This window comes from Nocardioides humi (assembly GCF_006494775.1).
Taxonomy (GTDB): Bacteria; Actinomycetota; Actinomycetes; order Propionibacteriales; family Nocardioidaceae; genus Nocardioides; species Nocardioides humi.
Map to the genome: position 1 here is coordinate 3563020 of NZ_CP041146.1, position 18999 is coordinate 3582018.

At 68.8% G+C, this 18999-nt stretch carries 17 protein-coding genes and 3 pseudogenes; 15 read left to right on the forward strand and 5 right to left on the reverse strand.

Going from position 1 to position 18999, the window contains the following annotated elements; all coding sequences use genetic code 11:
* Nucleotide 1 precedes the first annotated feature (1 nt).
* From FIV44_RS17410 to FIV44_RS17420, 3 genes are read left to right on the forward strand one after another with little or no spacing between them, the layout of a single operon-like run.
* Nucleotides 2-802, forward strand: a complete 801-nt coding sequence (locus FIV44_RS17410; protein WP_141005540.1) for a citrate/2-methylcitrate synthase — start codon at nt 2-4, stop codon at nt 800-802.
* Nucleotides 802-1830 (forward strand): beta-keto acid cleavage family enzyme, encoded by a 1029-nt coding sequence (locus tag FIV44_RS17415; protein WP_141005541.1) that lies wholly within the window; start codon nt 802-804, stop codon nt 1828-1830. The genes FIV44_RS17410 and FIV44_RS17415 overlap by 1 nt, the downstream gene beginning before the upstream one ends.
* Nucleotides 1827-2708, forward strand: a complete 882-nt coding sequence (locus FIV44_RS17420; RefSeq protein WP_141005542.1) for an LLM class F420-dependent oxidoreductase — start codon at nt 1827-1829, stop codon at nt 2706-2708. The genes FIV44_RS17415 and FIV44_RS17420 overlap by 4 nt, the downstream gene beginning before the upstream one ends.
* Here FIV44_RS17420 and FIV44_RS17425 read toward each other — a convergent pair.
* Nucleotides 2705-3349 carry a TetR/AcrR family transcriptional regulator gene (locus tag FIV44_RS17425; RefSeq protein ID WP_181410654.1) on the reverse strand — a complete coding sequence of 215 codons (645 nt, stop codon included), beginning with the start codon at nt 3347-3349 and terminating at the stop codon, nt 2705-2707. The genes FIV44_RS17420 and FIV44_RS17425 overlap by 4 nt on opposite strands.
* A 383-nt stretch (nt 3350-3732) precedes the next feature.
* Between FIV44_RS17425 and FIV44_RS17430 the strand changes: the two genes are divergently transcribed.
* The 7 genes from FIV44_RS17430 to FIV44_RS34130 all read left to right on the forward strand — a co-directional run bounded on the left by FIV44_RS17430 (nt 3733) and on the right by FIV44_RS34130 (nt 8836).
* Nucleotides 3733-4215, forward strand: coding sequence for a carboxymuconolactone decarboxylase family protein (locus FIV44_RS17430; protein ID WP_141005544.1), 483 nt, complete (start codon nt 3733-3735; stop codon nt 4213-4215).
* Entirely contained in the window at nt 4196-4738 is a 543-nt protein-coding gene (locus FIV44_RS17435; RefSeq protein ID WP_141005545.1) for a nuclear transport factor 2 family protein, read from the forward strand. Before FIV44_RS17430 ends, FIV44_RS17435 begins: the two co-directional genes overlap by 20 nt.
* 126 nt (nt 4739-4864) lie before the next feature.
* On the forward strand, nt 4865-5731 hold the full coding sequence (locus FIV44_RS17440) for an ABC transporter permease (RefSeq protein WP_219996058.1): 867 nt from the start codon (nt 4865-4867) through the stop codon (nt 5729-5731).
* An 88-nt stretch (nt 5732-5819) separates the two neighbouring features.
* Nucleotides 5820-6734, forward strand: coding sequence for an ABC transporter permease (locus FIV44_RS17445; protein WP_141005546.1), 915 nt, complete (start codon nt 5820-5822; stop codon nt 6732-6734).
* Nucleotides 6731-7786, forward strand: a complete 1056-nt coding sequence (locus FIV44_RS17450; RefSeq protein ID WP_141005547.1) for an ABC transporter ATP-binding protein — start codon at nt 6731-6733, stop codon at nt 7784-7786. The genes FIV44_RS17445 and FIV44_RS17450 overlap by 4 nt, the downstream gene beginning before the upstream one ends.
* On the forward strand, nt 7776-8636 hold the full coding sequence (locus FIV44_RS17455; RefSeq protein WP_219996059.1) for an ATP-binding cassette domain-containing protein: 861 nt from the start codon (nt 7776-7778) through the stop codon (nt 8634-8636). Before FIV44_RS17450 ends, FIV44_RS17455 begins: the two co-directional genes overlap by 11 nt.
* On the forward strand, nt 8633-8836 hold the full coding sequence (locus tag FIV44_RS34130) for an oligopeptide/dipeptide ABC transporter ATP-binding protein (RefSeq protein ID WP_219996525.1): 204 nt from the start codon (nt 8633-8635) through the stop codon (nt 8834-8836). The genes FIV44_RS17455 and FIV44_RS34130 overlap by 4 nt, the downstream gene beginning before the upstream one ends.
* A gap of 28 nt (nt 8837-8864) precedes the next feature.
* Here FIV44_RS34130 and FIV44_RS17460 read toward each other — a convergent pair whose 3' ends face one another.
* The 3 genes and pseudogenes from FIV44_RS17460 to FIV44_RS33625 all read right to left on the reverse strand — a co-directional run bounded on the left by FIV44_RS17460 (nt 8865) and on the right by FIV44_RS33625 (nt 12863).
* Entirely contained in the window at nt 8865-10082 is a 1218-nt protein-coding gene (locus tag FIV44_RS17460; RefSeq protein ID WP_181410655.1) for a flavin reductase, read from the reverse strand.
* Between the two features lie 103 nt (nt 10083-10185).
* Nucleotides 10186-11715, reverse strand: a complete 1530-nt coding sequence (locus FIV44_RS17465) for an ABC transporter substrate-binding protein (protein WP_181410656.1) — start codon at nt 11713-11715, stop codon at nt 10186-10188.
* Between the two features lie 177 nt (nt 11716-11892).
* Nucleotides 11893-12863: pseudogene (locus tag FIV44_RS33625) on the reverse strand (MaoC family dehydratase).
* Between the two features lie 17 nt (nt 12864-12880).
* Between FIV44_RS33625 and FIV44_RS17480 the strand changes: the two are divergent.
* Nucleotides 12881-13711, forward strand: coding sequence for an SDR family NAD(P)-dependent oxidoreductase (locus tag FIV44_RS17480; RefSeq protein ID WP_141005551.1), 831 nt, complete (start codon nt 12881-12883; stop codon nt 13709-13711).
* Nucleotides 13712-13722: 11 nt separating this feature from the next.
* Here the strand turns inward: FIV44_RS17480 and FIV44_RS17485 are convergent, their stop codons facing one another.
* A complete protein-coding gene (locus tag FIV44_RS17485; protein WP_141005552.1) occupies nt 13723-14625 on the reverse strand; it encodes a dihydrodipicolinate synthase family protein in 903 nt (300 codons plus the stop codon).
* A gap of 203 nt (nt 14626-14828) precedes the next feature.
* On the opposite strand from FIV44_RS17485, the gene FIV44_RS30625 reads away from it, so the two are divergent.
* The 4 genes and pseudogenes from FIV44_RS30625 (at nt 14829) to FIV44_RS17505 (ending at nt 18899) form a co-directional block, all read left to right on the forward strand.
* Nucleotides 14829-15455 (forward strand): TetR/AcrR family transcriptional regulator, encoded by a 627-nt coding sequence (locus tag FIV44_RS30625; RefSeq protein WP_281285875.1) that lies wholly within the window; start codon nt 14829-14831, stop codon nt 15453-15455.
* 147 nt (nt 15456-15602) lie between these two features.
* Nucleotides 15603-16434 (forward strand): annotated as a pseudogene (locus tag FIV44_RS17495) (transposase family protein); the annotation flags it as partial.
* 493 nt (nt 16435-16927) lie between these two features.
* Nucleotides 16928-17533: pseudogene (locus FIV44_RS34135) on the forward strand (HpcH/HpaI aldolase/citrate lyase family protein); the annotation flags it as partial.
* Nucleotides 17534-17879: 346 nt separating this feature from the next.
* Nucleotides 17880-18899, forward strand: a complete 1020-nt coding sequence (locus tag FIV44_RS17505; protein ID WP_141005553.1) for an LLM class flavin-dependent oxidoreductase — start codon at nt 17880-17882, stop codon at nt 18897-18899.
* Nucleotides 18900-18999: the final 100 nt, after the last annotated feature.

Genomic DNA, 18999 nt, shown 5'->3' on the forward strand with positions numbered 1-18999 from the left:
TGTGCCGACGTTCCACACGCGGGTCAGTGAGGTCGGGCCGGGCTCGGTCAACCTCCGGGGCTATCCGCTTGCCGAGGTCATGCGCGAGCTGACCTACGCCGAAGGCGCGTTCCTCAGCATCATCGGTCGGCTGCCGACCGACGCGGAGCGACGCCTGGTCGACGTGACCCTCAACAGCCTGCTCGACCACGGCTACGTCGCCTCGACGATCACCGCGTCGCGGTACATCGCGTCGGGCAACCCGCAGTTCGTGCCGGCGGTCGCCGGCGGCTTGCTCGCCGCCGGCAGCAACACGCTCTCGCCGGAGCACTCCTACGGACTCCTGCGGGCCGCGGCGGACCTGCGCGCCGCGGAGGGACTCGACTTCATCGGTGCCGCGCACCGCGTGGTCGAGGGCTACGTCCAGGAGAGGCGCCGGCTCCCTGGCTTCGGGCACCCGGTGCACAAGTCCAGCGACTTCCGAGCCGACATCGTCTTCGAGGTGGCGCACGAGCTCGGCCTGGCTGGCGACGGGGTCCGCCAGTTCGAGGCGCTGCACCAGGCGTTCGTCGCGCTGACCGGCAAGCAGAACATCCCCATCAACATCGACGGAGCGCTCGCCGCTGTCGGCTCCGACCTGGGGTGGAGCTCCGACCAGACGGTGGCCTTCGCGCTGCTGTCGGTGCTCCCCGGCCTGATGGCCCACGTGATCGAGGAGATCAACGAGGGAGTCCCGCTCCGCTACATCGAGGACGGCGACTACGCCGGCCCTCCCGAATCCCCCCTTCCCGCCCGCGACACCACGAACAGAGGAGCACAGTGATGGGTCAGGACCGCGTCTACTGGGACCGCGTCAGCGAGGGCGTCGCGCGCGCCGAGGGTCGGATGATCTGGAAGCCATACGGCCTTCCCGAGATCATCGACCCGGAACGCTCGGCCTTCTTCGAGGGCGACGTGCAGCCGCCGTGGGACGTGCCGGACAAGATCGTGATCCAGCCCGCGATCACCGGTGCCTTCTTCACGCGTACGGCGAACCCGAACCAGCCGATCACGCCCGAGGAGATCTTCGCCGAGGCCAAGGCCTGCGCGGATGAGGGCGCGAGCGCGGTCCACCTTCACGTGCGCGGTGACAACGGATACAACGTGCTCGACCAGAGCCGGTTCGAGCAGGTCGTTCACCCGCTCCGTGAGGCGCACCCCGACCTGTCCGTCGACGGGTGCCTGGTCACCGCGCTGCCCGGGGAGTGGGACGAGATGAAGCGGTGCCTCGACGCCGGTGTGCTGGACGCGGTGCCGGTCAACACGACGGCGGTCTACAACGGTGACTCGTTGTTCGCGAAGCCGGTGCCTCTTCTGCTCGAGAAGACCCGGCTGATCCTCGAGGCGGGCTCCAAGCCGATCATCGCTACCTACACCGATGCCGACGTCAACAACGCCGAGCGGTACCTGTTCCGCAGCGGACTGCTCGGCAGCGGCCAACTGTGGTGCGTGCTGCCGGGCCTGCCGGGCTGCAGCCCGATGGAGAACCCGCGGCAGATGGTCGACGGGCTGACCCGCTTCGCCTCCCTCATCTACGACGTCGATCCCGAGGCGACGATCCTGGTGTGCGCCGCCGGCCGCGCCTCGATCTATCTGGTGACGGTCGCTGCCGCGCTGGGCCTGCACATCCGGGTCGGCATGGAGGACACCGTGTGGCGCTATCCGCACCGGCAGGAGAAGCTGGCGAGCAATCTGCAGGCGTTCCGGGTCGCCAAGCAGCTCGCCGAGGTGCTGGGGCGCGACGTGGCGACGCCGCGGGAGTACCGCGACCTGGTGGGGCTGCCGCAGCGATCTGCGGCACCGTCGGCATGAAGGTCGGTGTTCACGTCCCGCAGTGGGGCAGCGAGGCCTCCCGGGACGGGGTGCTCGAGATCGCGCGTCGGGTCGAGTCCGTCGGGTTGGACTCGGTGTGGGTGGCCGACCACGTCGTCTTCCCCACCGAGACCTCGAGCCGTTACCCCTATCGGGCCGACGGGGTGCCGTTCACCGCCGAGGACGGCTTCCTCGAGGCGTTCACGACGCTCGCGTGCCTCGCCGGGGCGACGGAGCGGGTGCTGCTCGGCACCAGCGTGCTGGTGCTGCCGATGCGCGAGCCGTTGCTGACCGCGAAGGTGATCGCGACTCTCGACGTCCTCTCGGCGGGGCGTGTCGTCCTGGCTGTCGGCGCCGGATGGTGGCGCGAGGAGTTCGAGGCCCTCGGGCAGCGGTTCGAGGGACGTGGTCGCCGGATGGACGAGCAGCTCGAGGTGATGCGTGGCTGCTGGACCTCGCCGGTCCTGGCCCACGACGGCCCGGACTACCGGTTCGCCGAGCTCGCGTGCACCCCCTTGCCGGTGCAGTCGGGTGGCCCGCCGGTTCTGGTGGGCGGAATGAGCGAAGCCGCCCTGAGGCGGGCGGCCCGCTCGGGCGACGGGTGGCACGCGGTGGGTGGTGACGTGGAGGCGCTGGCCGCCGGTCGTGCCCGCCTCGACGAGTTGGCCGCCGAGTACGGGAAGGCCCCAGGGGCCGTACAACTCAGCTCGTCGGTCGGCCTCTCGCCCGACCCGGAGCGTGCGGTCGCGAAGCTCGTCGCGCTCCGAGACGCCGGCGTCGACCACGCGATCGTCAATCTACCCGGCTCGGTCGAGGAGCAGCTGGCTCGCATCGAGCAGCTCGGCGGCGAGGTCGTGCCGGCGGCCGTCGCGCCCTAGTCGAAGAGTCCGTCCAGCATCACGTCCGCGACGGTGGAGGCGATCTCCTCCGAGGACAGGTCAGCGTCGCGGCGCGAGGCGCCGGGCTCGACCCACCGGTAGGTCCAGCTGCCGGCGCCCAAGCAGATCTGGACAGCCAGGCGCGGATGCACCGACCGCTTGATCTTGCCGGAGTCGATGAGTTGAGAGACCCGCGCGGCGATGATGTTGATGTAGTCGGCCTGCTGGGTGCGGACCGCCGCCGCGTGTGGCTCGGTCAGCTCGCTCTCCTCGCTGAAGAAGATGGTGAACAGCGTGCGGTTGTCCAAGATGAGCAGGGTGTGCTCCCGGAACATCCCTCGCAGCACCACGCTCGGCTCGTCGTCGCTCTGGTCCACGGCTCGGATCCGGGCCGTGGCGAGCTCCATCGCCTGGGTGTAGAGCTCGAAGAGGATCTCCTCCTTGGTGCGGAAGTGGTGGAAGAGCGTGGCCTTGGCGATACCGATCCGGTCGGCGAGGTCGCTCAGGCTCGTGACGCGGTAGCCGCGCTCAGCGAAGAGCTCCGCGGCCTGGGTCAGCATCTCTTCGCGGGTGTGCCGGCTCTTGCGGCGGCGCGGCGCCGGCCGCTTCGGGTCGGAGGATGCCTGGGTCTCAGTCGTCACGGATGTGAGCATAGATGACCGACCGGCTCACCGGGCGGTTAGGCCGTGTCGCGAAACCTCTCGGCGGATGCCAGCGTCGTCCAGCGCGTGCGATGGCCAGGCGCCGTCACGACGACGGACCGGACGTCTTTCGAGCGTCGGCGCAACGCCGCCAGCGTGCGTGACGGGGTGTCGCTGGCGCCTCCATGGAGTTTCGCAACACACGGCCCAGGTGGCGGGCGGGTGCCCTTGTCGCCTGCGCGGGCCACTGGCGGGGAGCGGAGCACGAAGAGTGTGAGCCCCTGGCCGGAGCCTCTTGCTAGTCAGCAAGCAAGCGAGTACTTTCGTGAGTCTGTCACGGCGGGCGATGGCCCGAGGGACCATGAGAGAGATGGAGGTGGCTCATGCCGCGAGTCGATATCCCAGCCTCGGCGTCCGAGGCGCATATCACCGCCCGGGTCTACGCCCTGCAGCCGGCCTATGCCGAGCCGGCGGCCCAACTGGCCCGCGCCGTCCGCGAGGACAGCATCCTTCCGGCGCGCACCAAGGAGGCGGTGCGCTACCGGATCGCCCAGATCAACGGCTGCCTGCTCTGCCAGGCCTACCGGGCCAGCGACGCCCGGGAGGACGGCTTCACCGAGGAGGACTACGCCAGTATCGGCACGCCAGCGTTCGCGGGTCGGTTCGGCGAGCGGGAGCGGCTGGCGGTGGAGTACGCCGAGCTGTTCACCTGCGACCACCACCGTCTCGACGACGCGTTCTTCGAACGGCTCAAGGAGCAGTTCTCCGACTCCGAGATCGTGGACCTGACCGTGTTCACCGGGCGCTACCTCGCCTTCGGCCGGCTCACCCACGTGCTGGGTCTCGATGACTCGTGTGAGCTGTGAGATGGAAGGGGGGACGACCGACGAGCCGGCCGCGCTGGTGCGCTCGGTCCTCGAGCGCTACCTGTACTGCCTCGACGCCGGCGACTACGCGGGGCTGGCGGCGTGTTTCACCGACGACGCCGAGCTCGCCTACGACGTGCTCCCGCACCGGTTCGTGGGCGGCCGCGCGCTGGCGGACTGGATCGCCGAGGTCCACGACCGCACCGGGAGCCGTTCCACCCACGTGCTGGCCAATGCGCGCGTCGACAGCACGGGCCCGGGTGTGGCCGCCGCGAGCTCCCACGTGGTCGCCACGCTCGCCCGCCCGGTCAACACCGGATACGCCGTGCGGGTGCGCGGCATCCGCTATGAGGACGAGCTGGTCGAGACGGCCGAGGGGTGGCGGATCGGCAAGCGCACCCATCTGCCCCAGTGGACCTATGACGCCGAGGGCGGGGGCTTGCCGATGTTGCCGCCGCGGAACGTTGACGGTCGTTCCCGTGTGACGTACCTTACCAACATGACCGGTCGGCTGGTTGGGTAAGGAGGGGGCGGCAGGTCAAACGCTCGTCGTACGAGCTGTTCTCGGGCCTTCCGGCACTGACTCGGATCCGCAGCCCGGCCCCGGCCGGTTCCCGGTCCCCGACATGAGATGAAGACGAGAGGTATCGTGCGCTTCTTCGCCCTGCCGTTCCTCGGACGGCTGCTTCACACGCTGGCGGTGCTGTTCCTGGTCAGCGTCGGCACCGTGCTGCTGCTCGATCTGATGCCTGGCGACCCGGCTGCGGTCATGCTCGGCGAGTCCGCGACCCCGGATCGGGTGGCCGCACTGCGCGAGCAGCTCGGCTTGGAGGACTCGTTCTTCGAGCGCTACACGCACTGGGTGAACGGCCTTCTCCACGGTGACATGGGCAGCTCGATCGTTACCGGGAGGCCGGTCTTCGACGACATCATCGGCAGGCTCCAGGTCACCCTCGAACTCGCCGTCCTGGCCACCCTTCTGGCGATCGTGGTGAGCGTCCCGGCCGCCGTCTACTGCGCGTTCCGCACCGACCGCCTCTTCGACCGGGCCTGGACCACCGCGACCTCACTGTTCGTGTCGGTCCCCGGGTTCGTCGCCGGTGTCGTGCTCGCCTACGTCCTGGCCGTCCAGCTCCACGCGCTGCCGCTCCTGGGCTGGGTCCCACTCGGCGACAGCCTGAGCGGCAACCTGCGCACGGCGGCACTCCCGGTGCTGGCGCTCTCCCTGGCCGAGATCGCCGTCTTCTCACGGGTGCTCCGCGCCGACCTCATCAGCACCCTGCAGGAGGACTTCGTGGTGACCGCGAAGGCCAAGGGGCTGCACCCCGCCTACATCCTCTTCCGGCACGCGCTCCGGCCCTCGACTCTGCCGCTGATGACCCTGTCCGGTCTCAGCCTGGCCCGCATCATCGGCGGGACGGTGGTGATCGAGTCGATCTTCTCGCTGCCCGGCCTCGGCCAGCTCGTGATCACCTCGGTCACCACCAGCGACGTCCCGGTCGTCCAGGGGTCGTGATCACCGCCGCCGCCGCCTACGTCCTGGTGAACGCGCTGACGGACGCGGCGTACACCATCGTGGACCCGCGGACCCGGGTGCGTGTGTCGTGACCACGTCCAACGTGGGCGGCGGGACGCCCTCACCCCTGCTGTCGGTCTCCGTCGTGGACGACGCCTCCCCGACCGGACGGAGTCGTCGGGGAGGCCGGCGCCCGGTCATGGTCTGGCTCTCCCTGGGCTGGCTGGGGCTCGTGCTCTTCGCCGTGCTGTTCGCCTTCCTCCTCCCGCTCCACGGGGCGGGCGCAATCGTGGGGGACCCACGGATGGGGCCGTTCCAGGACTGGAGCGACCCGCTCGGTCGGGACTGGCTGGGACGCAGCCAGCTGTCCAGGCTCGTGAACGGCGCGCGGACCTCCATCACCGTCGCGGGCAGTGCTGCTGTCGTCGGCCTCGTCGTGGGCGGCGTCCTCGGCGCGCTCTCCGGCTACGTCCGCGGCAAGACCGAGGGTCTCCTCAACATCCTGGCCGACGCGCTCGTCTCGCTGCCGCCGCTGTTCGTCCTGTTGGCGATCACCGCGGTCCTCGAGCAGGATCAGAAGACCCTCGTTCTCGGGCTGGCGATCATCTCCGTCCCGGCCTTCTACCGCCTGTCCCGCGCCAGCACCATGTCGTTGGCCTCGCGTGACTTCGTCACTGCCGCTCAGGCGATGGGTGCCTCCCCCGCGCGCATCATGTTCAAGGAGCTGATCCCGAACGTGGTGATCCCCCTCCTGTCCTACTCGTTCCTGATCTTCGCGATCCTCGTGGTGGCGGAGGGCTCCCTCAGCTTTCTGGGGTTGGGCATCAAGCCGCCGGCGCCGAGTTGGGGAGGTCAGCTCGCGGGTGGTCGCCAGTTCCTCTCGACCGACCCGCACCTGGTCCTCGTGCCCGGAGCGCTGTTCGTGCTCACCGTCCTCTCGCTCAACATCGTCGGCGACGCAGTACGCCGGCGGTTCGACGTCAAGGAGTCGGCGCTTCGATGAACGACCGCAGCAACGACCTGGTCCTGCAGGGCGTGTCCCTGGAGGTCTCGCAGGCCGGTCGCACGACCCACATCCTCCGCGACGTGGACCTCGACATCCCGGCAGGCAGCACTCTCGGCGTCGTCGGCGAGTCGGGGTCCGGCAAGTCCATGCTCGCCAAGACGATCATGCAGCTTCTCCCGTCGTCGATGTCGGTCTCGGGATCGGTGTCGATGGGCGGCGAGGACGTGCTGGCCAAGTCGCCCAAGGAGCTCCGAGCGATGTGGGGGTCGAGTCTCGCGCTCGTGTCCCAGGACCCGATGCGCTCGCTCAACCCCGTCGTCCGCATCGGCCGGCAGGTCACCGAGGCGATGCGTCCGAAGATGGGACTGTCCAAGAAGGAGGCGTTCGAGCGCGGGGTCCAGCTGTTGCGCGAGGTCGGCATCCCGAGCCCGGAGCAGCGGATGCGGGCCTATCCGCACGAGCTGTCCGGTGGGATGCGGCAGCGGGTCTGCATCGCCATGGCGCTCGCGTGCGAGCCTGACATCCTCATCGCCGACGAGCCGACCACCGCGCTGGACGTCACCGTTCAGCGACAGATCCTCGACCTGCTCGAGACCCAGCAGCAGCTGCGAGGCATGTCATTGATCCTGATCAGCCACGACCTCGGTGTGGTCGCAGGGCGTACCTCGCAGCTCGCCGTGATGTACGCCGGCCGAGTGGTCGAGGCGGGCGCGACCAAGGACGTCTTCCGCGACATGCGGCACCGCTACACCGACGCCCTGCTGCGCGCCGTACCTCGCCTCGACGTGCCGAGCAATACCGAGCTGGCGAGCATCCCGGCCGCGCCGGCGAAGCTCCAGACCCGCACCGGCTGCAGCTTCGCTCCGCGCTGCGTGGCCGCGACGGACGCCTGCCGCGCCGAGGTGCCGCCATTCTCCGCGGGCGCCGGTACCGGACACCGCTACGCGTGCTTCCACCCGATGTCGGTACCGGCGCCGCCGCCTGAACCAGGGCCGGACGTGACCGAGTTCGAACCAGTGCGGGTGGGAGGCAACACCGATGGCCGGTAGCGGGTCCAGCCACCTCAGGGAGGCAGGCGCCGGGGTCGCGCAGATCGTGCTGCGCGTCTCCGACCTGGTCGTGGAGTACGGCCGCCGCCTCCAGCGAGTCCGGGCGGTCAGCGGGCTCAGCCTCGACATCGCCGAGGGCGAGACCCTCGGCCTGGTGGGCGAGTCCGGGTGCGGCAAGTCCACGACCGCGCGCGCGATCATGATGCTCACCCGACCCACGGCGGGTGCTATCGACTACCGGGGCCAGGACCTCGCGACGCTGAGCAAGCGCGAGGTGCGTCGCGCTCGGAAGGGGCTGCAGTTGATCCTGCAGGACCCGGTCTCCTCCCTGAACCCGCGCAGACGGGTGCATCGACTGGTCGCCGAGGCCGCGGTGATCCAGGGAGCCGGTCCCACCGACGAGGAGATCGCGGCCACCATTCGCGCGGTCGGTCTCGATCCCGACGTGGTCTGGGACCGCCGACCGCACGAGCTCTCCGGCGGACAGTGCCAGCGCGTCGCGATCGCGCGTGCCCTGATGGCCGAGCCGGATCTGCTCATCCTCGACGAGCCGGTCTCGGCGCTGGACGTGTCGGTCCAGGCCCAGATCCTCAACCTGCTGAGGGAGATCAAACGGCAGCGTTCCATCGCGCTGCTCTTCGTTGCACACGACCTTGCGGTCGTCAAGAACATCAGCGACCGGGTCGCGGTCATGTACCTCGGCAAGCTGTGTGAGATCGCGCCCGTAGAGCGCCTCTTCGCCGAGCCCCGGCACCCCTACACGACCGCGTTGCTCGAGGCGGTCCCGGTGCCGGACCCGACGGTGGAGCTCGCTCGGATGGAGCTCGCCGGTGACTTGCCGTCCCCCTGAACCCGCCCTCCGGCTGCCGGTTCCGCACCCGATGCCCGCGCGCCGAGGAGCGGTGCGCCGAGGAGGAGCCGGCGGTCCGTGAGGTGGGCGCGGGCCACTTCGTCGCCTGCCACTTCCCAGTCGGGCGGGTCGAGGTGACGGAGGAGGCTCGGACAGCTCCGGCCGGCGCCGGAGGTCGCGGCCGGTCGACTCCTTCGTGAGCTCGCGGGAGTCGGCGGGGAGCCTGGGCTACGCGCGCTCCGCCGGCGTCGCGGCCTCGGTGAGGTCGAGGAGTCGGTCGAGGTAGCGCCGTGCGTGCCGGGTGGGCAGGTCGGTAGGCAGGTTGTGGAGAGCCAGCATGAGGACCAGGCGTCCATCGGCGTCGAGGACCGGAGCGCAGAGGTTGCGCACCGAGCCCGTCGGGAGGTTGTCGAAGGCAGCGGGGTCGCCATGTCGACCGCGCGTGCTGATGAGGTCGACCAGATCCCGCTCTATTGCGGGCGTGTAGCCGTAGCGCACCAGGTCCTCGAGGGCGCGGTCATCGTCGGCTGCCGCGCTCCGCAGCGTGAAGGCCCATCCGTGCCTGCGGATCTCACTGACGTGCGCCGCGACGTCGTCGACGTCGTACCGTCCCTGCCGGTCGGCACGCAGACGGCCCAGCCAGTCCTCGAGCTCCTCCTGCGGCGCCCAGGTCATGAACGGCTCGCCCCACGGTGGGACCAAGGGCAGGTGGGAGCCGACACGGGTGAAGGTGCGGCTGCGCCGCGGGGCGTACGCCGCGGCCACGGCGACCGAGTTGCCGCCGTGCGCGGCGTGGGCCAGGCAGTCGACCTCGAGCTCGCTCGCGAGCGCCTCCATGCCGGCGCGTACCCGGTCCACGCACCGCAGCGTGCCGTACAGCTCACTGCGTGCCTCGACGGCGAGGGACATCGGCGCCCAGCCGCCGAAGCCGCCCTGGAAAAAGAGGAGGGGAATGGTGGGGGTGCTCACCCCGAGGTCGCGCACTCGGCCGATGACGATGAGGTGATCACCGGCCGACGTGATCGACTCGATGTCGCAGTCGACCCAAGCCACTGCCCCGTCCAGCATCGGTGCGCCCGAGTCGGCTGGTCGCCACTCCACACCGGCGAACTTGTCCCCGCCGCGCGCGGCCAGCGCGCGGCACAGCGGCTCCTGCCGAGCCGAGAGGACATTGGCGCAGAAGACCCCGGCCTCGCGGATGCGGGGAAAGGAGGTCGACCTCTGGTCGACGAAGAAGGCGACGAGTGCCGGCTCGAGGGAGACCGACGCGAAGGTGCCCACCACCATTCCGACGGGGTTGCCGTCGTCGGCGAGACCGGTGACGGCCACGACGCCGGACGGCAGATGACCGAGCACGTCGCGGAACTTGCGTTGGTCGAACTGCACCGCGTCGGTCCCGTCGACGGGTGTGCTCGCCTCGGTGATTCGGGGTTGGGGCGCGGACATGGAGGCTCCTTGCTGCGAAATGACCGATCGCGGCGCCCGGACCGGGATGAGGTCCGGGGCACCGCGATCAGCGCCCGTCATGGGATGGACTGGTGGGTGGCTACTACTTGAGATACGCGCCGGAGAAGTCGGGCGCGCCCTGACCGACGACTTTCAGCCCGCCGACCTTGGTGCTGTCGTAAACCGTGCTGTAGGCCTTGCGGCCGTAGAAATTGCCAAGGAAGGCGTCGGCGAGCGTCTGGGAGATGGTGTCGTACGCCGCCTTCCGCTCGTCGAGGTCTGCGGATGAGCGCGCGACGTCCAGGGCCTGCTGGAACGCAGGGTCGTCGTAGCGAGTCATGTTCCCGGCCTTGGTGCTGAAGGCCGTGTATGCATCGGGGTCGGGACTGTTGACCGAGTACATGAACGCCTGGAACTTTCCGGCCATGATGTCGGCGATGTAGGTCGACCGGTCCGGCACCGTGATCTCGATCTCGAGGTCCTCGATATCGGTCATCACCTGGGATTGGAAGTACTCGGCGATCGCCTGCGTCGGCCCGGGGGTGGCGGCCAGCGTCACCTTCACCGGCTCACCGGTCTCGGCCACGACCTCGTCGATCAGTTCCTGGGCCCGTTCCTTGTCGTACTCGGGCAGCGCGATGTCCGGGTTGTAGTAGGGCGAGTCCTCGGTGAACAGCGTCGTGGGAACGACGGCCAGCCCCTGCTCGATGGTGTCGGACTCACCCTGCGCGTTCAACGCCAGAACGAGGGCCTCACGCACGCGGATATCGTCCAGCGGTGCGGCCGAGGTGTTGAAGAGCAGGCACGATCCGATCGTCGGCTGCCAGGTCTCGATCGTGTAGTTGGCCTGCTTCGCCTTGTCGAGGGTCGCGAAGTCGAGAGCGAACATCGCCTGCGCGTCGTTGGTCGCGAGCGCCGTCAGCGCCTGGCTGGAGTCGGCAACGGGCTTGAAGACCAGCCGGTCGAGGTACGGCTTCGGTGCGTCCCAGTAGTTGTCGTTGCGGACCAGACTCAGCTCCCCGTCGGGAACCCACTTGTCGATCTTGAAGGGGCCTGCGCCGACGGGGAGTCCGTCGGGGTCCTGCTCGAACGCCGTGGGCGAACCGACGGCGTTGAGATTGTTGGCGATCAGCCGCGGGAACTCCGCGACGGGGGACTTGAGCGCGATCTCGAGCGTGAGGTCGTCGGTGGCGGTGAGGCTCGCGACGTTCTGCATGACCGTATAGCCCGTGGTCCCTGGCTTGTCGTTGCGCTCCCAGGTCTTCTTCACCGCTTCAGCATTGAACGGTGTGCCGTCGCTGAACTCGATGTCCGGCCGGAGCTTCAGCGTCCAGTTGATCGCGTCCCCGGACTCGGCCGAGAGCGCCAGGCCGGGCTGGATCCCGTCATTCGTGGGGTTCAGCAGTACGTCGTAGATGGCCTGGAAGATGTAGCCGGACTGGTTCGCGGCGTTGAGTTGGATCGCGCCCACCGGGTCGACCGATGGACCGAGGTTGGTGGCGAGGTAGGTGAGTGTGCCGCCCGTCTTGGGCTTGTCACCCCCGTCGCTCCCGTCGTTGCCCCCCGAGCCGCACGCAGCCAAGAACGCGGTCGCGGCAACGGCGGCGACCACACCCATTCTGATCGATTTCATGATTTCTCCGCTCAAACGAAAGACGGGACGATAGGGCTTCAGTCCGCATGACCTGACCAGCCGGCCGGTCGAGATGTAACGTAGGTCACTGCCCCCGGCTGCGTCAACCAAGACGATCTCGACAGCCCGACGAAGCATCTGGCTTTGGAATTTTGTTGGTGCGCATGACGCGCGCTGTCACGCCGGCAGGCGGCGTGCGATGAGGACGGTTCGACGACCCTTGAAGACCAACGTGTCATCTTGGTTGAGCCCCCAGTGGGCGAACTCGACCACCCCGGCGTCGCTCCGGTCGGTCGCGGCGTGCACGGCGAGCACCTCGGTCAGTGCGTACAGGGTGTCGCCCTGATAGACGGGTGTCAGGAACCGAAAGTCGTCGTAGCCCAGTTCGGCGACCACGTGCTCGGTCGCGTCCTGGCTGGCCAGCCCCAGCACGGTCGACGCCGTGATCAGGCCGAAGACCACGAAGCCAGAACCCAGGGCCTCGTCCCGATCGGCCCGGTCGTTCCAGTGGACCTGGGCGGTGTTCACCACGCTGCGCGCCAGGAAGCTGCCGGTCACGGCGTCGACGGTCATGCCTCGGGCGTGCCGCATCCGCTGGCCCCGGCGGAAGTCCTCGAACCAGGTCCCCGGGCTGCGGATCGCGCCGCTCACGAGGTCACCCCTGCGCGCATCGCGACCAGGTTCGACCGGACCAGGTCGACCACCTTCTCGCCGTGCTGGTTGTGGCCCTCGGTGTGCCACGTGATGATGCCGGCCCCGGGTCGTGATGCCGAGGTGCGGCACTCGAGCACGACCGAGTGGGCGCTCAGCGTGTCGCCCGGGTAGACCCCGTGGTGGAAGACGCAGTCGCGCATTCCCAGGAAGGGTCCCGCCGTCTCGCTGAGGTCCTCGACGCTCAGCCCGACGACCACCGAGAGCACCAAGGCGGGGTGGATCGGGGTGTCGGGGTGACCATGCGCGACGGCGTACTCGCGGTTGAGGTATAGCGGGTTCCAGGTGCAGGTGGCTGCACAGAACGTCGTGGAGTCCGACCGGTCGAGCGTGCGCCCCCAGTGGTGGTCGAACCGCTGGCCCACGGAGAAGTCCTCGTACTTGTGACCCCGTTCGATGGTCGGGAAGGCACCGGGGGCGACGTCGGCAAGAGGCACGACAGAAGCCTAGACGATTGATTGCTTGTTGTCTAACAACTATCGTTGAGCACATGGAGAGCCAGACGCTTGCCGGTCGTGCCGCGATCGTCACCGGCGCCGGCGGTGCCATCGGCAGCGCGATCGCGTCCCGGCTGGCCAAGGCCGGCGCCGATGTCGCGATCGTCGACCGGGACTTCACGTTCACGGCCCAGTGGGGCGGCCACGCGTCGGCCTCCGAGATCGCCGCGCTGGTGACGGCTGCCGGGCAGCGGGTGGTCGTGGCCGAGGGTGATGCTGCCGATCGCTCGTTCGTGGAGTCGGTCGTGGCGCGGGCCGAGCGTGCGTTCGATCGCGTCGACGTCCTGGTCAACTGCGCCGGGGGCGCCCTCACGCCCGCCGAGGACAGTTTCGCCTCGACGATCTCCGACGCCGACCTCGAGCTGCTCTTCGCAGCGAACTACCGCTCGACGGTCAATTTCTGCCAGTCGGCCGTGCCGAGAATGCGCGCACAGGGCTCCGGCTCGGTCGTCAACATCACCTCGGGGGTGGGTCACCTCGTGCCCCGCGACGGCTCGCTGGCGCACTATCTTGCCGCCAAGGCGGCGGTCACCTCCTACACCGTCTCCCTCGCCAACGAGATCGGGCAGTACGGCATCAGGGTGAACGCCGTTTCGCCCGGGTTGGTCATGGGGCCGCGCACCGCCGCTCAGGCGGCTGATCGGGGCGCGGGCCGAGAGGAGGCCCGTGAGCGTGTGGCGCTGCGCCGTTTCGGTGATCCCGACGACATCGCGAAGGTGGTGGAGTTCTTCGCCGGTGACCTCTCGTCGTACGTGACCGGCCAGTTGCTGGCCGTCACCGGCGGCTGAGTCGACCCGGCTCAGGCCAGTCCCTCGAGCTCGGCCAGCCCCAGTCGGTCGACGACCGCGGCGAGTCGGCTCTGCTGCTCGTCGGACAGGGGTCGGTACGGCGCGCGCGTGGCCCAGGTCCCCGGTCGGCCCAGTGCCCGGAGCACGCCCTTGTAGACCGGCATGCGGTTGAGCCCTTCCTCCTGCCCGAACCGCGTCGTGGCTGCCTGCGCCTCGACGATCCGTGCATACGCCGTGCTCGCGCGCGCGAGATCTCCGGTGTGCAGCGCGTCGTGCAGCGCGCGAGCCGTCCGCGGCATCAGGTTCTGCACGTGGTCGAGCTCGCCAGTCGCGCCGAGGAGAAACGCCATCGGCAGCCTGACGAAGCCGGTGAGAACGGTCGTCCGAGGTGCCATCCGGGCGTAGGCGCTGGCACAGTTCATCAGGTCGGAGTGGTTCTTGTAGAAGGCGAAGATGTGCTCGTGGCGGGCGAGCAGTCGCTCGTGCACGGCGAGCGGCACCTCGAAGCCGGTCGCTTGGTTGCTCGAGACGAGCACGGGCAGCCGCACGTGCGGCAGTACGTCCTCGTAGAAGGCTTCGAGTACGTCGGTCGTCGGTGCGATGACGTGGCCGAGCGTCGGCGGGTAGAGCTGGATCCCGTCGAGGCCGCGACTCTCCGCCTCCCGGGCGAACCGGATGTTCTCCGCCGCGGTCGGGAACTCGCGGTTGGCGACCACCACGGGAAACCGTCCGGCGGCCTCCTCGACGACGATCTCCCAGACCCGGAAGACCTCCTCGTCGGACAGCAGCGGCCCCTCTCCCGACGAGGCACTGGCGGGCAGGACGCTGATCCCCTCCGACGAGAGCCATTGCACGTGGGCGCGCAACGCGTCCTCGTCGAGGCGTCCCTGGTCGTCGAAGGGCGTCGCGCCCATGCAGAATGAGTGTGATCGGAACTGTGCCGGATCCACGGGCCACCCTTCACTGAGCTATGCTTGTTTGACGGCAATCATCTACATCTGGGCCGAGAGCCTGTCAAGGCGAGTGGGCTGACGCACGAGTCGCCGGTGTCGGTCGGCGTGTGTCTTCCGCGGACGCCAGATATCACAGCAAGGAGTCGCTCTTGTCCGAGCAGAGTGTGTCGCGCAACCGGCAGCAGGAGCGATCCGACACCTCCACCCGCCTGCTCCTGGAGGCGGCGGGCGACCTCATCTCCGAGGTCGGATACGCCGGGATGACGCTGGCGGCCGTCGGCGAGCGAGCGGGCTACAGTCGGGGGATCGTCACGATCAAGTTCGGCTCCAAGGCCAATCTGCTCGCCGCCGTGGTCGATCGGATCACCTCGGGCTGGAGCCACAAGCGCTGGCTGCCTGAGATCAAGGACAAGAACGGTCTTGACGGCTTCCTTGCGCTGATCAAGGCGATCAGCGACGAGTTCGAACGGGACACGCGCGGGGTGAGGCTGCTCTACGCGCTGATGTTCGAGGCGGTCCAGTCGCGAGAGGAGGGGCTCCGCGAGCAGTTCGTGGAATGGCACCGTGCCTACCGGGCCGACCTCGCCGACATCCTGCGCCGCGGCATCAAGGACGGTTCCGTGCGCTCGGGCATCGTCGTCGAGGACGAAGCGGCCGCCGTGATCTCCGGGCTGCGCGGCATCGGCTACCAGTGGATCATCGACCCGCTCGGCTTCGCCGCCGTCCCTGCCCTGCGCCACCTCTACGAGTCCACCGAGGCTCGGCTGCGTCCCCTCGACGATCGGTCCTGAGCCTCAAATCACCGATTGGTCCGGCGCTGGGCGGCGCGGCTGAGTCAAGAGGGTGCTCCTGACCTGCACGATCACGGTTGCCACACCAAAGATCAGCAGGATCCAAAGGAGCACCCTCTTGGTGACGAAGTCTTGCACGCTTGAGCGCACCTCACCGTCCCGGGCAGCGCCGGGGCGAACCCGGACCGCAAGTGCCTGACGGTGATCCACTCGCTGCTGGCCGGCGGGGACTGCATCGAGGACGTCAACGCTCTGCGCGCGGGCTCGACCGGCGCGGTGCTCGGCCACCGGGTCGCTGCCTCCTCCACGGTCGGGACGTTCCTACGAGCGTTCGGCTACGGCCACGCCCGCCAACTCGACGCCGTGACCAGGCGACTCCTCACCCGTGCGGTCGCGGCCGGCGCGCATCACGGCTTCTCCGATCCGAGCGGGTCGGTGACCGTGGACATCGACTCCACGCTGTGTGAGACCTACGGTTTGAAGAAGGATCTGCCGCAACAAGAATGTCAGGTTCTCCATCACCGCACGGATGATCGGCACCGCGGTCAAGGACAAGATCGCCGCGATCACCGATGACGGCTGGACCGCGATCGACTACTTCCTGCCCGGCGCCGGCCTCGCGGAGTTCGAGTTCACCCCGTTCGCGACCGGTCCCCGCGGGAAACTCCTGGCCGAACGCGGCGAGATCCACCCCGTACGGACGATCGTGCGCCGCACCCCGCTCACCGACGCCCAAGCAAGGACAGGGGCCAGGACCGGCCAGGACCCTGAGCAACCGGCACTGTTCCCGATCTACGACTACCACCCCATGATCACCGACCGGGACGGTGACCTGGTCGATGTCGAGGCCGACCACCGACGTCACGCCGAGGTCGAGCTCACCATCCGCGACCTCAAACACGACATGGGGATCAACCACTTCTCGACCAAGAGCTTCGGCGTGAACGCGGCCTGGCTGATCCTCAACACCATCGCGCACAACCTGACCATGATCCGCACCGGCCGGCGCCTCGTCCTACGACTCCCACGCCGATGGCCCTGGGCGCAGCAGATCACCGCCGCCCTGCAGCGGCTCCGGGCACTGCCCGCCGCCAGCGGCTGAGCCGCTCCACCCGCCCACCACGACCCGAGGACCAGGAGAAGCCGGCCAGACCGGCAGGACGCACCTGCCCACCCACCAGCGACCGTTCCTCAACCACTCCCATGGGCCGGAATCAATGCATCGCTCACCAGATCGGTGATCCCAGGCTGAGCCGGGCTCAGGACCGCGCGCGGGATCTCGGGGGACGGGGTGGAGATGGCACTCCAGTTACTTGCTTGTTGACAAACTAACGTGTACGGTCACGACAACGCCTGGCCCCTCGTCCCATGACGACCACCGCGGTGCCCAGGGATCGCTGGGGAGTGTGATGGTCGAGAAGTCCGAGAGGCTGCGACGTTCCGAGCTGGCCGTTCCGGCCACGAGTACCAAGATGATCGCAAAGGCCGCCGCGAGTGAGACGGACCTGGTCTTCCTCGACCTCGAGGACTCCGTCGCCGTGTCGGCGAAGGCCGCGGCCCGAGCCAACGTCGTCGCCGGGCTCGGCGAGCTCGACTGGGGAGGCAAGATCCGCGCCTGCCGCGTCAACGCGATCGGCTCGGACTGGTTCTACGACGACCTCCACGAGGTGGTCGGCGGCGCTGGTCGGCACCTGGACCTGATCGTCCTGCCCAAGGTGATGACCGCCCGCGACGTGTGGTTCGTCGACGATCTGCTGACCCACCTGGAGCGCCGAGCGGGGATCGAGGTCGGTGCGATCGGCATCGAGGTGCTGATCGAGGAGGCGCAGGCCCTCCTCAATGTGCACTCGATCGCCGCGGCCTCGCCGCGGCTCGAGGCGCTCATCCTCGGGGTCGGGGACCTCGCCGCCAGCCAGGGCGTCCCGGGTGCGCACATCGGAGCGGCACCGAGCGACACGGACAGCCGCGGCGGCGACATCTGGGAGTACGCCCGGCAGCGTGTGGTCGTCGCCGCTCGGGCTCACGGGCTCGCACCGGTCGACGGTCCGTATGCCGACTATGGGGACACCGCGGGCTACGCGCGGTCGGCGTCGTCGTTCGCGAGCATCGGGGGCGTCGGCAAGTGGTGCATTCACCCGGCCCAGGTCCCCCTGGCCAACAAGGCATTCTCGCCGTCGGCCGACGAGGTCGCCCAGGCCGAGGAGGTCGTGTCCATGGTGCGCCGGGCCGAGGCCGACGGTCTCGGCGCCGTCGGCGTCGGCGGTGTGATGCTCGACGCCGCCACCGCTCGGATCTTCGAGCAGACCCTCGACCGTGCACGGCTGTGTCAGGAGGCCGGGAGCAGGCGTCGCAACACGCTCGCCCCGCGCAGTGACCACCGGCCAGGCGGTGCCTGGCCGACATCAACGACGATAGGAGACAGGCATGAAGTTCGGCTACGCAGCGACGTTCCAGAATTGCTTCAAGGCCCGCAGCGACTACGACGTTTGGCGCGACGAGCTGCGGCTCACCGACTTCGTGATCGACAACGGCTTCGACTCCGTCTGGGCGACGGAGCACCACTTCACCGACTACGAGATGAGCCCCAATCCGCTGCAGTACCTCTCCTGGGTGGTCGGCCGCTCGTCCTCGATCGAGATCGGCACCATGGTGCTGGTCATCCCGTGGCACGACCCGATGCGCATCGCCGAGGAGGTCGCCGTCCTCGACCACCTCGCCGACGGCAGGTTCACCTTCGGCATCGGCCGTGGGGTCTGCGACTTCGAGTACCAGGGGATGCGGATCCCGATGGAGGAGTCGCGCGAGAGGTTCGACGAGATCGCCGACATCGTGCTCGAGGCGCTGGAGACCGGTCGGATCGAGGAGAAGCCACGCAAGTTCTACCCGATGGCGCCCCGGGACATCCGGCCCGAGCCTTTCAAGTCGTTCAAGGGCCGGCTGGTGGCCGCGGCCGGCTCGACCCCGTCCCTGCCGATCATGGCGCGGCTCGGTGCCGGCCTGCTGCTGGTGCCCAGCAAGTCGTGGGACCAGATCGAGGAGGAGACCGGGATCTACCGCGGCCACTGGGCCGAGATGCACCCGGACACGCCGGCGCCGCGGCCGTTGCTCGACCAGTTCATCTTCGTCCATGAGGACGCGGAGGTGGCCAAGCAGAAGGCTCACCAGTACCTCGGCACCTACTACCGTGAGGTGCTCAAGCACTACAAGTTCGGTGCCTCGGGGCTGGAGAAGGTCAAGGGCTATGAGGGGTACACCCAGTGGGAGACGAAGATCGCCGCGGACCCCGACGGTCACGTCAACGACTTCATCGAGCGCAACGCCTGGGGAACCCCGGACCAGGTGATCGAGAAGCTCACCCATGCCCACCAGCGGACCAACTGCAGCCAGATCCTCGCCCACGCCTTCATGGGGGCATGCCGACCGACGAGGCCGAGCACAGCCTGAGCCTCTTCGCCAAGCACGTCATCCCGGCGCTGAAGGATCTGTGAGTGGTTTGTCCGCCTGTGGTGAGAGGATGTCCGAACGATGACGAGTCAAGGGTTCC